Source organism: Promicromonospora sp. NPDC060204, from assembly GCF_042728455.1.
Classification (GTDB): domain Bacteria; phylum Actinomycetota; class Actinomycetes; order Actinomycetales; family Cellulomonadaceae; genus Promicromonospora.
This window is the reverse complement of record NZ_JBHWZO010000167.1, coordinates 1-13,609: the sequence shown is the minus strand read 5'-3', so window position 1 is coordinate 13,609 and position 13,609 is coordinate 1. Positions and strand designations below refer to the sequence as shown.

Genomic DNA, 13,609 nt, shown 5'->3' with positions numbered 1-13,609 from the left:
GCTTTGAGCCGCCTCAAAGCGAAGAAACCAGGGCCTCAGAGGGGATGAGCCCCCGAGCAGCCGCGACTGCCGCAGCCATGGTCCATCCCGGCTTCGCCCGCCGAAGATTCGCCAGCAGCAGATACGGATGCCCCGTCGCTCCCGATGCGGTTCGGTGGGCACCATGCGAATCCTGGTGCTCGGTGGAACCGTCTTCCTGTCCCGTGCGGTAGCGGCGGCCGCGGTGGCCCGCGGCCACGACGTCGTGTGCGCGGCGCGCGGCGTGAGCGGCACGGTGCCCGACGGCGCCACGCTGGTGCGCTGGGACCGCGCCGACGCGGTGCCCGGGGAGCTGACGGAGCAGCAGTTCGACGCCGTCGTCGACGTCTCCCGCATCCCGTCGCACGTGCGCGCCGCCGTCGCGGCCTTCCCGGACGCCCACTGGACGTTCGTCTCGACCGTCAACGTCTACGCCGACACGGCCACCGTCGGCGGCACCCCCGGGACCCTGCCCCTGCTCGACCCGATCGAGACCGACGAGGACCCGGCCTCCGGCCCCGAGGTCTACGGCGCGATGAAGGTCGCCTGCGAGACCATCGTCCGCACCGGCGCGGCGGCTGCCCTCGTGATCCGGCCCGGCCTGATCATCGGGCCGGGCGACCCGAGCGGCCGGTTCACCTACTGGCCGGCCCGGTTCGCGCAGGCCGCCGAGGACGGCCTGCCGGTGCTGGTGCCCGAGCCCGTGGACGACCCGGTCCAGCTCGTGGACGTCCGCGACCTCGCGGAGTGGATCGTGACGGCGGCGGAGCAGGGCACGAAGGGCGACTTCGACGCCGTCTGCCCGCCCGTGCCCCGGTCGGAGCTGCTGGCCGGGGTGGCCGACGGCGTCGGCGCGGACCCGGCGCTGGTCGCGGTCGCCCCGGACGTCCTCACCGCGCACGAGGTGGCGCAGTGGTCCGGGCCCCGGTCCATCCCGTTCTGGGTCGCGGACCTGGCCGAGGGCGGGTTCATGACGCACGACGTCGCGTCGTCGCTGGAGGCGGGCCTGCGGATCCGGCCCTTCGCCGAGACCGCCCGCGACACCGTCGCCTGGCTCCGCGCCACCCCGGACGCCAAGGTCACGGGCCTCACGCGGGACGAGGAGCAGGAGGTGCTGGCCGCCGTCCGGGGGTGAGCACGCGGGGGGCGTGCGCAGGGCGCGGCGGACGACGTCGGGAAGCGTATTCCCACACGCGCGCCGAGGACCTACCGTTGTGCTGGGTACTCCGGACGAACGGCCCGCCGGGCCGTTCCCGACCTGGACAAGGAAGTCCTCATGACGCACAGCACACACCGGGCGCGGGTCCTCGCGGGCAGCGCCGCCCTGGCCGTCGCCCTGACCACGGCCGGCCTCGCCGGGGGGCCGGCCGCCGCCGGCTACGGCGAGGCCGTGGTCGAGCCCGTCGAGACCGACCTCGCCGGCAAGGACTGGGTTACAACCCACGCCACCAGCAACGATGCTGATTCCGGCCGGGCGACGGACGGCGACGAGAGCACCGCCTGGACGCCGTCGGCCGGCGCCACGAAGGGCCCGAAGGGCCCGAAAAAGAAGGACCAGGCCCTCACCCTCGACCTGGGCGGCGCCTACGACGGGCTGCACAAGATCGAGGTCGTGCTCGCGGACGCGATGCCCGCGCGCTACGTCGTCGAGGTCTCCAAGGACAAGAAGCGCTGGGTGACCGTCGCCGACCATCACGACGGCCGCAGCGGAGCTGCCGGCACCACCGCCCTGGTCGACCGCGACGGCACCCGCTACGTGCGCGTCCGGTTCACCGACCCCGCCGCGGCCAGGGACACCAGGAACGGCATCGCCGAGGTCCACGCCTACAACTACCTGCGCGACGACCTGCGCCTCGGCGCCGACCTCTCCTACGCCGACCAGGAGCGCGACCAGCCGTACTACCTCGACGCGGAGGCTGCCCTGGCCGGCGAGCCGGACCCCGGCCCGCACCTGCTCGACGTGGTCAAGGACCGCGGCATGGAGCACCTGCGCCTGCGCATCTGGAACGACCCGCGCGACGAGACCACCGGCGTCGAGACGGACCCGGCCTACCAGGGGCCCGAGCGCTCGCTCACGGTCGCCCGCGAGATCGTCGACCGCGACCTGAGCCTCGGCATCGACTTCCACTACGCCGACAGCTGGGCCGACCCGAGCAAGCAGCCCAAGCCGCGCGCCTGGGCCGAGCTGCCGTTCGACGAGCTGACAGCGCGGGTCCACGACTTCACCGCGGACTACCTGACCCGCCTCAAGGAGCAGGGCACCACCCCGGCCAAGGTCGCGGTGGGCAACGAGGTGATCAACGGGTTCCTGTACGGCAGCGAGGCGCAGATCATCGGCACCACCGCGCCGCAGTACTTCACGGACGAGGCCGACGTCTACCAGTCCCAGCCCGGCGGCGGCCTCCTGTGGGACTACTGGCGGAGCGACGACCCGGAGGAGCAGCGGCTCTACACGGAGCAGTGGGACCGGTTCGCCACGCTCATGGCGTCCGGCATCGAGGCGGTGCGCGAGGCGTCCCCGGAGTCGGAGGTCGAGATCCACGCGATCGTGGACACCGGCCGCCTCGACAAGACCATGGAGTTCTGGACCCAGCTGCTGACCCGGCTCGAGGCCGCCGACGCCGCCCCCGACGTGCTCGCCCTGTCCTACTACCCCGAGTGGCACGGCAGCCCCGAGGAGCTGGAGCACAACCTGCACACCATCGCCGACGCCTTCCCGGACTACGCGCTCGACGTCGCCGAGACGGCCTACCCGGCGGAGAGCTGGCCGCCCGGCGACCCGACGCCGCTGCCGAACTCGCCGTTCCCCGTGACCGTCCAGGGCCAGGCCGACGCGATCCAGCGGGTCTTCCAGGTCGCCAACGACGTGCCCGGCAACCGCGTCCAGGGCGTGCTGGTCTGGGAGCCCGCGAACTGGCAGCCCATGTTCACCTGGGTCGAGACCGGCTCCGGCTGGTTCCCCGAGGCCAACGCGTCGCTCGACGTCTTCCACGAGAGCGACGTCACGCACGTGCTGCAGGACGACGTCCGCCTGGTCACCCGGGTGGACGACGACGTGCGGCTGCCCCGCACCGTCGACGTGCTGTCGCCGGGCGACCACCGAACGGCGCGCACCCCCGTCGTCTGGCAGGCCGTGCCTGGCGACGCGACCGCCGTCCCGGGCACGTTCACCGTCGCCGGGACGACGGAGTACGGTCCCGTCACGGCGACGGTCCACGTACTGCCCGGCCGTTGACCACGTTCCACCAGATACGCCCCTGAAAGGACCCTCATGCCTGAGACCTCCAGCTTCACCCCCGGACCGCGGTTCGACGGCTGGCTGACCGGCGTCGAGCAGATCGGCTACGGCGGCGACTACAACCCCGAGCAGTGGCCCGAGGAGGTCTGGGCCGAGGACGTGCGGCTCATGAACGAGGCGGGCGTGAACCTCGTCAGCCTCGGCATCTTCAGCTGGGCGCTGCTGGAGCCGCGCCCGGGCGAGTTCGACTTCGGCTGGCTGGACCGCATCATCGGGCTGCTGCATGACGGCGGCGTCCGGATCCTGCTCGCCACGCCGACGGCGGCCCCGCCCGCCTGGCTGTACGCGGCCCACCCGGACGCGCGGGTCGTCGACCGGGACGGCACGCCGATGGGCCCAGGCGGCCGCGGGCTGATGGCGCCCACCGCCCCCGCCTACCGGGAGGCCGCGCTGCGCATCACCACGGCTCTGGCCGAGCGGTACGGCACGCACCCGGCGCTGGCGGGCTGGCACGTGCACAACGAGTACGGCGCGCCCGTCGCCCTGGACTACTCGGTCCACGCCCAGCGCGCGTTTCGCGAGTGGCTGCGCGAGCGGTACGGCTCGCTCGACGCGCTCAACGCCGCCTGGGGCACCGCCTTCTGGGGCCAGCACTACGCCGACTGGGAGCACGTCCAGGTCCCGGCGGCGGCCCCCGAGGCAATCAACCCCGCACAGCAGCTCGACTTCGCGCGGTTCTCGGACGCCGCCCTGCGGGCCTGCTTCATCGCGGAGCGCGACGCCGTCCGGGAGCACTCGTCCGCGCCGGTGACCACCAACTTCATGGCGGCGAGCTGCCCGGCCACGGACCTGTTCGCGTGGGGCAAGGAGGTCGACCTCGTCTCGAACGACCACTACCTGCGGGCTGCCGACCCGCGCGGCTACGTGGGGCTCTCCCTGGCCGCCGACCTCACCCGGTCGGTCGCGGGCGGCAAGCCGTGGCTCCTGCTGGAGCACTCGACGTCGGCCGTGAACTGGCAGCCGCGCAACGTCGCCAAGCGGCCTGGCGAGCTGGCCCGCAACTCGTTCGCGCACCTGGGCCGCGGCGCGGACGCGATCATGTTCTTCCAGTGGCGCGCCTCCCGCTCCGGCGCGGAGAAGTTCCACTCCGCGATGCTGCCGCACGCCGGCACGGGCTCGCGGGTGTGGCGCGAGGTGGCCGAGCTCGGCGCGAACCTCGGCCGGCTGGCCGAGCTGCGCGGCTCCACGGTGCGGGCCGACGTCGCCCTGGTGTGGGACTACGAGTCGTTCTGGGCGCAGGACCTGGAGTTCCGGCCCAGCGAGGGCGCGCGCCACCGCGAGCGCGTCGACGCCTACTACGACCGGCTCTGGCGGGACGGCCACACGGTCGACCTGGTGCGGCCGAGCCAGGACCTGTCGGGGTACAAGCTCGTCGTCGCCCCGGCGTCGTACCTGCTGCGGGCCGAGGACGCCGCGAACCTCACCGCCTACGTGGAGGGCGGCGGATCGCTGCTGGTGAGCTACTTCAGCGGCATCGTCGACGAGCACGACGCCGTGCACCCCGGCGGCTTCATGGCACCGCTGCGCGACGCGCTCGGCGTGTGGGTGGAGGAGTTCCTGCCGCTGCGCGCCGAGGAGACTCTCACGGTCGCCTACCGGGCCGGGGCCGCAGGGGCAGGCACCGCGACCAACGACACCACCGACCTCACGGGCACGGTCTGGGCCGACGACCTGGTGCTGGACGGCGCCGAGCCGGTCGGCACCTACGTCGACGGCCCCAAGCCCGGCGGGGCGGCGATCACCCGGCACCGGCACGGCGCGGGCACGGGCTGGTACGTGTCCACCGCGCTCGACGCCGCCACGCTGGCCACGGTCATGGCCGACGTCTACGCGGGCGCGGGCCTGGCGCAGTCCGGCACCGTGGACGGGCTGGAGGTGGTGCGCCGGTACGGCGACGCCGCCACCTGGACCGTGGCGGTCAACCACACCGACGGCGAGGTGAAGCTGCCTCTGGACTCGCCCGCCACCGACGTCCTCACCGGGCAGGAGCTCGCGGGCGACGCGGACGTGCCCGCCGGGGCGGTCCGCGTGCTGCGCCAGGGGGCCTGACGCCCGTCCCCATGGCGAGCGCGCCGGTCTCGCTGCCTGACCGGCGGTCGGCCCGGCGCGCTCGACGGGCAATAATCAGTTCCGTGACCACCATCAACTGGCTCGAGGCCTGGACCGCCGAGGACGGCGCGCACCGGGTCGACGAGCTCTTCACCCGTTCGTTCGACGGCGCCCCCGAGGGCGTCTGGTCCGCCCCCGGGCGGGTCAACCTCATCGGCGAGCACACCGACTACAACGCCGGTCTGTGCCTGCCGACGGCGCTGCCGCACCGCACCTACATCGCGCTGCGGCCGCGTGAGGACGACCTGGTCCGGCTGGTGTCGGCGCAGGCCGAGGGCGTCTGGGAGGCCCGCCTGTCCGACGTCGCGCCCGGCGCGGTGCAGGGCTGGGGCGCCTATGTCGCCGGTGTCGCCTGGGCCCTGGCCGAGGCCGGGCACAAGGTCGGCGGCTTCGACGCCGCCGTCGACTCGTGCGTGCCGTTCGGCGCGGGCCTGAGCTCCTCGGCGGCCCTGGAGGCCGCCGTCGCGGTGGCCCTCGACGGCGTGGCGGGCCTCGGCCTCACGGCGTCCGACGCCGGGCGGGCCGAGCTGGTCGACGCCACGCGCCGCGCCGAGAACGAGATCGCCGGTGCCCCCACGGGCGGGCTCGACCAGTCGGCGTCGCTGCGCTGCCGCGAGGGCTACGCCCTGCTGCTCGACTTCCGCCCGGGCCTGAAGCCGCTGGAGTCGGGCGTGCCGGTCCCGTTCGACCTGGACACCGCCGGGCTCACGCTCCTGGTCGTCGACACCAAGGCCGAGCACTCCCACGTCTCCGGCGAGTACGGCGCCCGCCGCGCCTCGTGCGAGCAGGCGGCGGAGCTGCTGGGCCTGGACTCGCTGCGCGAGATCGCGCCGACGCTGGGCGGCATGGGCATCGACCGCGCGCTGGCCGAGCTCGAGCCCCACGACCCCGACGGCGTGCTGCGCCGCCGCGTGCGCCACGTCGTGTCCGAGATCGACCGCACCGCGCGGTTCGCCGACCTGGTGCGGGAGGGCCGTGCGGCCGACGTCGGCCCGTTCATGGTCGCCTCGCACGTCTCCCTGCGGGACGACTACGAGGTCTCCTGCCGCGAGCTCGACCTCGTCGTCGACTCGGCGATGGCCGCGGGCGCGCTCGGCGCGCGCATGACGGGCGGCGGGTTCGGCGGCAGCGCCATCGCGCTGGTCCGCCTGTCCGACGTCGACACGGTCGCCCAGGCGGTCGCGGACGCGTTCGCCGACGCCGGCCTGACGGCCCCCGTGTTCCTGCTGGCGCCGCCGTCGGCCCCGGCCGCCTGAGCGCGACCCACCACGAGGGCCCCGTACCGTCAGGTGCGGGGCCCTCGCGCGCAAAGGCTTGGCTTCACCCCGTACTTTCATCCCCTTTCGGCCGGTACCTGGACTAATGTCCACCGGACTGCCCTGTCCCCGCCGCGAGGAGCCCCCGTGGGTGCTGTCCGCCAGTACGTCTTCCCCACCGCCCGGATCATCATCTGGGCGGTGATCGCCGCCGCGCTCGTGGTCCTGGCGCTCAAGGGCGCCGAGCTCGACCCGCCGGACGCGCTGCAGCCGACGGGAGAGATCACCGAGGCGGTGATCCCCGTCGAGAAGGGCTCCGTCACCAACGCGGTCACGGTGCCGGCGTCCGTGGTCACCGACCCGCCGGTCGAGCTCAAGGCCACCGCCAACGGCGTCATCGCCGAGATCCAGGTCGACGACGCCAAGGTCGACAAGGGCACCCGCGTGCTGTGGATCAAGAGCGAGGAGCCCGTCGAGCCCGTGGTCGAGGTCGACGAGAAGACCGGCGAGGAGACCGTCACCGAGAAGGAACCCAAGGTCACCTGGACCTCGGCCCTCGCACCGGTCTCCGGCACCGTGGACATCACGGCGCTGAAGGACCAGGCGGTCGCCGTGGGCGAGGTCATCGGCACCATCTCGCCCGGCACCCTCTCGGTCTCCGGCACGCTGACCGCCGACCAGCAGTACCGGCTGGTCGGTGCCAAGGGCTCCGCACAGGTGACGCTCAAGGGCGGGCCGGCGCCGTTCACGTGCACCGGGCTGACGATCGGTGAGGCGCCCGGCGACACGGGCGCGACGACGGGCGGCGAGGAGATGGGGGGCGCGCCCGAGGCGGCCACGGGCGCCGTCCACTGCTCCATCCCGCCCAAGGTCAAGGCCTTCTCGGGCCTGGGCGCCGAGATCGAGATCACGAACGGCGACGCGAAGGACGTCGTCGTGGTGCCGATCAGCGCGGTGCTCGGCACCTCCCAGACCGGCCGGGTGTGGACCGTCAAGGAGGAGGGCGCCGAGCCCGAGCCTCGCGACGTGACCCTGGGCCTGACCGACGGGCTGCAGGTCGAGGTCACCAAGGGCCTGAAGGCCGGCGAGCAGATCCTGGAGTTCACGCCCGTCGACGACGGCACGGAGGGCGGCGTCGACTGCGAGGACATGAGCGCCTACGACGACGCGGCGATGAACGGCGACACCGCCACGGTGCAGATGTTCGAGGAGGAGTGCTTCGGATGACCGTCATCCCGCTCGTCGACCTCCAGGGCGTCACCCGGCACGTGGAGCTGCCCGACGGGAGCACGCTGGAGATCCTGCGCGGGGTGGACCTGACGGTCGGCCCCGGTGAGCACGTCGCGATCGTCGGCCGCTCCGGCACCGGCAAGTCCACCCTGCTGAACATCCTGGGCCTGCTCGACTCGCCCACCTCCGGCGAGTACCTCCTGGAGGGCGAGCCCGTCGGCCGCCTGCGCAGCCGGGCCCTGGCCCGGCGCCGCGGCGACGACTTCGGCTTCGTGTTCCAGCAGTTCAACCTGCTCCAGGGCCGGACGGCACTCGAGAACGTCGCCGCGCCCCTGCTGTACGCGCGCGGCAAGCAGTTCTGGAACCGCACCCGGCTCGCCGCGCAGTCCCTCGAACGGGTCGGCCTGGGCGAACGCCTCGACACCCGGCCGGAGAAGCTCTCGGGCGGCGAGCAGCAGCGGGTCGCCATCGCCCGCGCGCTCGTGCGCGGGCCGCGCGTCATCCTCGCCGACGAACCCACGGGGGCGCTCGACGTCGAGACCGGCCAGGCGATCATGACCCTCCTGGACGACGCCGCGAGCGACACCGGCTCCGCGCTGGTGACCATCACGCACGACCTGGCGATCGCCGCCCGCGCCGACCGTCAGTTCCGGCTGGCCGACGGCGTGCTGGTGCCCATCCACCTCGACGCCCCGGCCGCCGTGGCCGAGTCAGGGCCCAGGTCCGGGTCCGAGCCTGCCGGGGTCCCCGCATGACCGGCGTCGTGGGCGCGATCGTCGAGGCCTGGGACGAGCTGCGGATCCACCGGGTCCGCGTGCTGCTCGCGCTGATCGGCGTCGCCTGCGCCGTCACCGCGATCACCGGCATCACCGCCGCCGTGACGATGTTCGGCCAGGCCATGCAGGAGCAGAACGAGCGCATGTCGGGCCGCGACACCACGCTGGAGGGCTGGTCGATGGGGCCGTCCGAGGCCGGGATGACCGCGGCCGAGGTGGACGCGGTCGTCGACGCCGTGACCGAGCGGCACAAGATCTCGTACCACTCCGTGCGCGCGACCGCCGACCTCGCGGTGCGCGGCGGCGATGCCGGAACCTACGTCGACTGGTCGGCCGTCGACGTCGACAGCGGCATCATCACCCGCCAGGACCTCGAGGCGGGCCGCTGGTTCACCGAGTCCGACGCCGAGCGGCTGGCCCCCGTGCTCGTGGTGAACCAGGCCTTCCTCGACGCCTACGCCGACGGCGCCCCCGTGACCACGCACCCGAAGGTCGTGCTCGACGGCGAGTCGCCGGTGGCCGCGACCGTGATCGGCGTGGTGCCCGTGCAGTGGAACGACGAGGGGCCGCGCGCCATGATGCTGTTCGACCAGGCGGTGCGCTGGTTCCCCGACCGGGTGCTGGCCGACAGCTACCGGTTCTGGGTGCCGCCGGAGCTGGCCGACCAGTTCGCCGAGGTGCTGCCCCGCGACCTGGCGGCGGCGGGCGTCCCGTTCGACGTGCAGAAGCCGATGGTCGACGCCGTGGTGATCGACAGCGTGCTGCAGTACCTGGTGCTCGGGGTCGGCGGGTTCGCGCTGCTCCTGGGCGGGCTCGGGCTGCTCAACATCGCGCTGGTCACCGTGCGCTACCGGATCCGGGAGATCGGCATCCGGCGGTCCTTCGGGGCCACCAGCGGCCGCGTGTTCTTCGGCGTCCTCATGGAGTCGGTGGTCGCCACCACGGTGGCGGGCGTGGTCGGCGTGGTGATCGCGGTGGCCGTGATCAAGAACATCCCGATCGACCGCATCTTCGGCCGGCCGCTCGACGACCTGCCGGGCTTCCCGTTCGACGCCGCCCTGGTGGGCATGGCGTGCGCCGTCGGGATCGGCGCGCTGGCGGGCCTGATCCCGGCGATCTACGCGGTGCGCGTCAAGGTGATCGACGCGATCCGGTACTAGAGCTCGTAGGTCGCCACGACCGGGGCGTGGTCGCTCCAGCGCTCCGCGTACGTGGGCGCGCGGTCGACCTCGACCTTGCGGCAGGCGCCAGCGAGCGCCGGGTTGGCGAGCTGGTAGTCGATGCGCCAGCCGGAGTCGTTGTCGAACGCCGCGCCCCGCCACGACCACCACGTGTACGGGCCGGGGCCGTCTCCCGCGTGGGAGCGGCCCAGGTCCGTCCACCGGTGCTCGTCCAGCCAGCGGGTCACGTACGCCCGCTCCTCGGGGAGGAACCCGGCGCTCTTCTGGTTGCCCTTCCAGTTCTTGATGTCCACGTTCTGGTGGGCGATGTTGAGGTCGCCCGCCACGACCGCCGGCACCTCCGCCGCGGAGAGCTCCGCGAGCCGCGCCGTCACCTTCTCCAGGTAGGCGTACTTGGCCACCATCGTGTGCTCCTGGCCCGGGTTGGTGGACCCGGAGTGCAGGTAGGCGGAGACCGCGGTGAGCGTGCCGCCGTCGGGCAGGCGCACGTCGGCCTCGACCCAGCGGCCGGTGTCGGCGCCGGTCTCCGCGGCGCCGTCGGGCCCGTGGGTCGCGAGCCCCGTGCGGACGTCGCCGAGCGGCAGGCGGGACGCGACGAGCACCCCGGCGCGGCCCTTGACCTCGCTCTCCGCGTGCGCGACGTGCCAGCCGTCGAGCACCTCACGGACGAGCTTGTCGGGCGCGCGCACCTCCTGCAGCAGCAGCACGTCAGGGGTGCGGGTGGCGATCCAGGACTCGATGCCGCGGCGGACGGCGGCACGGATCCCGTTGACATTGGCGGTGGCGACGATCAGGGGCACCGGGAGAGCCTAACGGCCACCTCTGACAGCGGCGGATCACGACGCGGCCCTCGCCTTCTCCGGCGGCATGCAATATATTGCATTCACGATGCGTTACGCGGGGGGAGATCGAAGGCACCAGACCTTCGACGCAGCAGGACCGATCCGAGAGCGAGCACATCATGAACACCACCGCTACGAAGCAGACCATCGTCCTGGTCCACGGCGCGTACGCCGACTCGTCGAGCTGGAACGGCTCGATCACGGCGCTTCGGCAGGCCGGACACAGCGTGATCGCGGTCGCCAACCCGCTCCGCGAGCTGGAGCAGGACGCGCAGTACCTGCGTGACGTGCTCAAGACGATCGACGGGCCCGTCGTCATCGCCGGCCACTCCTACGGCGGGCACGTGATGAGCCACGCGGCCGAGGGCAACCCGGACGTGACCGCCCTGGTCTACGTCGCGAGCTTCCTCGCGGAGCCCGGGGAGAGCCTGGTCGACCTCGTCGAGAAGTTCCCCGGGGCCGAGCTCGGCGGCGCGGCGCAGCCGTTCCCGTACACCACGCCCGAGGGCAGGCAGGCCACGGACCTCTACATCGACCCGGCGCAGTTCCACGAGCTGTTCGCGGATGACGTCGACGCGACCACGGCGGAGCACATGGCGGCCACCCAGCGTCCGCTCGGGCTTGCCGCGTTCGAGGCGCCGGCCAGCACCGCCGCCTGGAGGTCGATCCCGTCGTGGGTGCTCTCGGCCACGAAGGACCTCGCCGTCCCCGCCGAGCTCTCGCGCTTCATGGCCGAGCGCGCGGGCGCCACGCTCGTCGAGGTCGACGCCTCGCACGCCGTGACGGTCTCCCGGCCGGAGTCCGTGACGAACGTGATCCTCGAGGCCGCGCGGTCCACCGCGCGCTGACTTCGTCCCGCCGAGCACCACCATGGACACGATCGCCCTCTTCGGTATCCCCCTCTGGGCGGAGCTCGCGGCGGTGGCGCTGGGCGCGCTCCAGGGCGCGCTCTTCGCCGGCGCCCTGACCGACCGTCGCATCGACGTGCTGGGCACCGTGCTCGTCGGCATCGGGGTGGCGCTCGGCGGCAGCCTGCTGCGGGACATCCTGCTCGGCGAGCCGCCCACGGTGATCTACGGACCCTGGTACCTGCTCGTCGCGACGGTCACGGCGCTGGCCGGGCTGTCGCTGCAGCGGTTGTTCGCCCGCCTCGACCCCGTCATCCTCGCGCTCGACGCCGTCGTCATCGGCCTGTTCGGCGCGATCGGCACCTCGAAGGCCCTGGCACTCGGGGTGCCCGCCTTCCCCGCGGTGTTCGTCGGCGCGGCGGCGGCCGTCGGCGGCTCCGTGCTCCGCGACGTGACCCTCAACCTGCCGGTCGCCCTGCTGCACGTCGGGTCGCTCTACGCGGTCGCGGCCGCGGGCGGCGCCGCACTGCTCGTGGCACTCGTGGCCCTGGGGGTCCCCCTGCTCTGGGCGGCCGTCGCCGGCGTGGTGCTCACCACGCTGGTGCGGCTGCTCGCCGTGCGGTACGGCTGGAGGTTCCCCGAGCAACAGGCCCTGACCGTGCGGCGCCGGCCGCGCTGAGCGGGCTATGCGCCGTCGTGCGCCGCCTGCAGCGCCGCGACGTCGATCTTGCCCATCGTGAGCATCGCGTTCATCGTGGCGATCTCGGCCGGCGTCGCGTACGAGCCGCTGAGCCGCTCGAGCTCCTTGGGGATCACCTGCCACGACACCCCGAACTTGTCCGTGCACCAGCCGCAGGCGCCGGGCTCGCCGCCGTCGGCGGTGAGCAGGTCCCAGTAGTGGTCGACCTCCTCCTGGCCCTCGACGGACAGGTAGAACGAGAACGCCTCGTCGAGGGTGCGGTGCGGCCCGGCGTTCAGCCCGATCACGGGCTGGCCGGCCACCGTGAACTCCACGACGAAGTCCGTGCCCGCCTCGGCTCCCGGGGCGTTCTCCGGCGCCTTCACCACGCGCTCGACCGACGAGCCCGGGATGTGCTCGGCGTAGAACGCGGCGGCCTCGCCGGCCTTGTTGTTCCCGAACCAGAGATGGGTCCGCACGCTCACCATGATGTCCTCCTGAGTCGCTCGGGGCCGCGGCGGCCCCGTCATCAACTCTTCAGACGCCGCGGCACCTCGCAACTCATCGGGTGAGACCAGGGTCAGTGCGTCAGCACCCCGCCGTGCGGCATCTCCCACGCCTCGGCGAGGCGGGACGGCCGGATCGCCGACCCGGAGCCGAAGAACTCGCAGAACTTCATGATCAGCGGGTCCCAGCCCACCGGGTCGACGTGGTGAGTGCCCGGCAGGACGAGCTCCTCGGCGACATGGCTGCGGAGCACGCGGACGTGGAACACGGTGGCCCCGGAACCGGAGGTACCCAGCGGGGACTCCTGCTCGACGGAGCACTCGAGCTGGACCGGGCACTCCGCGACCCGCGGCGGCCCGACCAGGTCGGACGGCAGCCCGCTCAGGCCGGCTCGGGCGAACTTGTCCGGGACGAACTCGTACCCCATCGCCGCCTTGCGCGGCGGCACGTCCGGCCTGCCGGTGGTCAGCGCCAGCCGGTCCACGGCGTCGACCAGGCCCGACGGCACCAGGTTCAGAACGCACTCACGCTCGCGCCGGAGGTTCGCCGAGGTCTGGGCGGAGTCGCCGAGCCCCAGCGCGCAGTGGTCGCCGAGCCACCAGGCCGACGACATGGGCGCGAGGTTGGCGGAACCGTCGGGGTTCCGCGTCGAGAGGAGCACGACGGGCGTGCCGAAGTACTTGACCTTGAGGTCGATGGTCCTGTGCATGACCTCAGGCTCTCCTCGCCCGGCCGCCAGGTCTGGCGGCTTTCGGCCGTCGCGCCCCTCCATGACCACGTCGAACGTAGGAGTAGTCGCTCTCTCAGTGCTGAGAGTGCGACGACACAAAAAAAACAACGGCGAAAGGCCGAGAAGGCCAAAAAG

General features: G+C 73.0%; 12 protein-coding genes. 9 read left to right on the top strand and 3 right to left on the bottom strand.

The features are described from left to right. Nucleotides 1-163 precede the first annotated feature (163 nt). The 7 genes from ACFWEJ_RS19570 to ACFWEJ_RS19540 all read left to right on the top strand — a co-directional run bounded on the left by ACFWEJ_RS19570 (nt 164) and on the right by ACFWEJ_RS19540 (nt 9,847). Nucleotides 164-1,153: an NAD-dependent epimerase/dehydratase family protein gene (locus ACFWEJ_RS19570; RefSeq protein WP_377230865.1), complete on the top strand. Its 990-nt coding sequence runs from the start codon at nt 164-166 to the stop codon at nt 1,151-1,153. A gap of 141 nt (nt 1,154-1,294) precedes the next feature. Next, on the top strand, nt 1,295-3,253 hold the full coding sequence (locus ACFWEJ_RS19565; RefSeq protein ID WP_377230864.1) for a glycosyl hydrolase 53 family protein: 1,959 nt from the start codon (nt 1,295-1,297) through the stop codon (nt 3,251-3,253). 36 nt (nt 3,254-3,289) lie between these two features. Then, nucleotides 3,290-5,365 carry a beta-galactosidase gene (locus ACFWEJ_RS19560; RefSeq protein ID WP_377230863.1) on the top strand — a complete coding sequence of 692 codons (2,076 nt, stop codon included), beginning with the start codon at nt 3,290-3,292 and terminating at the stop codon, nt 5,363-5,365. Between the two features lie 83 nt (nt 5,366-5,448). Beyond that, a complete protein-coding gene (gene galK / locus ACFWEJ_RS19555; protein ID WP_377230862.1) occupies nt 5,449-6,681 on the top strand; it encodes a galactokinase in 1,233 nt (410 codons plus the stop codon). A 147-nt stretch (nt 6,682-6,828) separates the two neighbouring features. After that, a complete protein-coding gene (locus ACFWEJ_RS19550; protein WP_377230861.1) occupies nt 6,829-7,908 on the top strand; it encodes a secretion protein HlyD in 1,080 nt (359 codons plus the stop codon). Further along, complete coding sequence (locus ACFWEJ_RS19545) at nt 7,905-8,666, top strand: ABC transporter ATP-binding protein (RefSeq protein ID WP_377230860.1); 762 nt, start codon at nt 7,905-7,907, stop codon at nt 8,664-8,666. The genes ACFWEJ_RS19550 and ACFWEJ_RS19545 overlap by 4 nt, the downstream gene beginning before the upstream one ends. Beyond that, on the top strand, nt 8,663-9,847 hold the full coding sequence (locus ACFWEJ_RS19540; protein ID WP_377230859.1) for an ABC transporter permease: 1,185 nt from the start codon (nt 8,663-8,665) through the stop codon (nt 9,845-9,847). Before ACFWEJ_RS19545 ends, ACFWEJ_RS19540 begins: the two co-directional genes overlap by 4 nt. On the opposite strand, the gene ACFWEJ_RS19535 is transcribed toward ACFWEJ_RS19540, so the two are convergent. Beyond that, nucleotides 9,844-10,668 (bottom strand): exodeoxyribonuclease III, encoded by an 825-nt coding sequence (locus ACFWEJ_RS19535; protein WP_377230858.1) that lies wholly within the window; start codon nt 10,666-10,668, stop codon nt 9,844-9,846. The two genes, ACFWEJ_RS19540 and ACFWEJ_RS19535, sit on opposite strands and share 4 nt — an antisense overlap. A 161-nt stretch (nt 10,669-10,829) precedes the next feature. Here ACFWEJ_RS19535 and ACFWEJ_RS19530 point away from each other — a divergent pair, with 161 nt between their 5' ends. Both ACFWEJ_RS19530 and ACFWEJ_RS19525 read left to right on the top strand, forming a co-directional pair. Then, nucleotides 10,830-11,558: an alpha/beta fold hydrolase gene (locus tag ACFWEJ_RS19530; RefSeq protein WP_377230857.1), complete on the top strand. Its 729-nt coding sequence runs from the start codon at nt 10,830-10,832 to the stop codon at nt 11,556-11,558. Between the two features lie 22 nt (nt 11,559-11,580). Beyond that, the gene (locus tag ACFWEJ_RS19525; RefSeq protein WP_377230856.1) at nt 11,581-12,237 is read left to right on the top strand and encodes a trimeric intracellular cation channel family protein; all 657 of its coding nucleotides are present in this window, start codon (nt 11,581-11,583) and stop codon (nt 12,235-12,237) included. A 5-nt stretch (nt 12,238-12,242) separates the two neighbouring features. Here the strand turns inward: ACFWEJ_RS19525 and ACFWEJ_RS19520 are convergent, their stop codons facing one another. After that, the gene (locus ACFWEJ_RS19520) at nt 12,243-12,725 is read right to left on the bottom strand and encodes a VOC family protein (RefSeq protein WP_377230855.1); all 483 of its coding nucleotides are present in this window, start codon (nt 12,723-12,725) and stop codon (nt 12,243-12,245) included. A 92-nt stretch (nt 12,726-12,817) separates the two neighbouring features. Continuing rightward, the gene (locus tag ACFWEJ_RS19515; protein ID WP_377230854.1) at nt 12,818-13,453 is read right to left on the bottom strand and encodes a flavin reductase family protein; all 636 of its coding nucleotides are present in this window, start codon (nt 13,451-13,453) and stop codon (nt 12,818-12,820) included. Nucleotides 13,454-13,609: the final 156 nt, after the last annotated feature.

Excerpts from the sequence above, each read along its gene's own strand:
- ACFWEJ_RS19545 (WP_377230860.1), top strand. The coding sequence starts at position 7,905 with ATGACCGTCATCCCGCTCGTCGACCTCCAGGGCGTCACCCGGCACGTG.
- ACFWEJ_RS19520 (WP_377230855.1), bottom strand. The coding sequence starts at position 12,725 with ATGGTGAGCGTGCGGACCCATCTCTGGTTCGGGAACAACAAGGCCGGC.
- ACFWEJ_RS19560 (WP_377230863.1), top strand. The coding sequence starts at position 3,290 with ATGCCTGAGACCTCCAGCTTCACCCCCGGACCGCGGTTCGACGGCTGG.
- ACFWEJ_RS19525 (WP_377230856.1), top strand. The coding sequence starts at position 11,581 with ATGGACACGATCGCCCTCTTCGGTATCCCCCTCTGGGCGGAGCTCGCG.
- ACFWEJ_RS19540 (WP_377230859.1), top strand. The coding sequence starts at position 8,663 with ATGACCGGCGTCGTGGGCGCGATCGTCGAGGCCTGGGACGAGCTGCGG.
- ACFWEJ_RS19570 (WP_377230865.1), top strand. The coding sequence starts at position 164 with ATGCGAATCCTGGTGCTCGGTGGAACCGTCTTCCTGTCCCGTGCGGTA.
- ACFWEJ_RS19565 (WP_377230864.1), top strand. The coding sequence starts at position 1,295 with ATGACGCACAGCACACACCGGGCGCGGGTCCTCGCGGGCAGCGCCGCC.
- ACFWEJ_RS19515 (WP_377230854.1), bottom strand. The coding sequence starts at position 13,453 with ATGCACAGGACCATCGACCTCAAGGTCAAGTACTTCGGCACGCCCGTC.
- ACFWEJ_RS19530 (WP_377230857.1), top strand. The coding sequence starts at position 10,830 with ATGAACACCACCGCTACGAAGCAGACCATCGTCCTGGTCCACGGCGCG.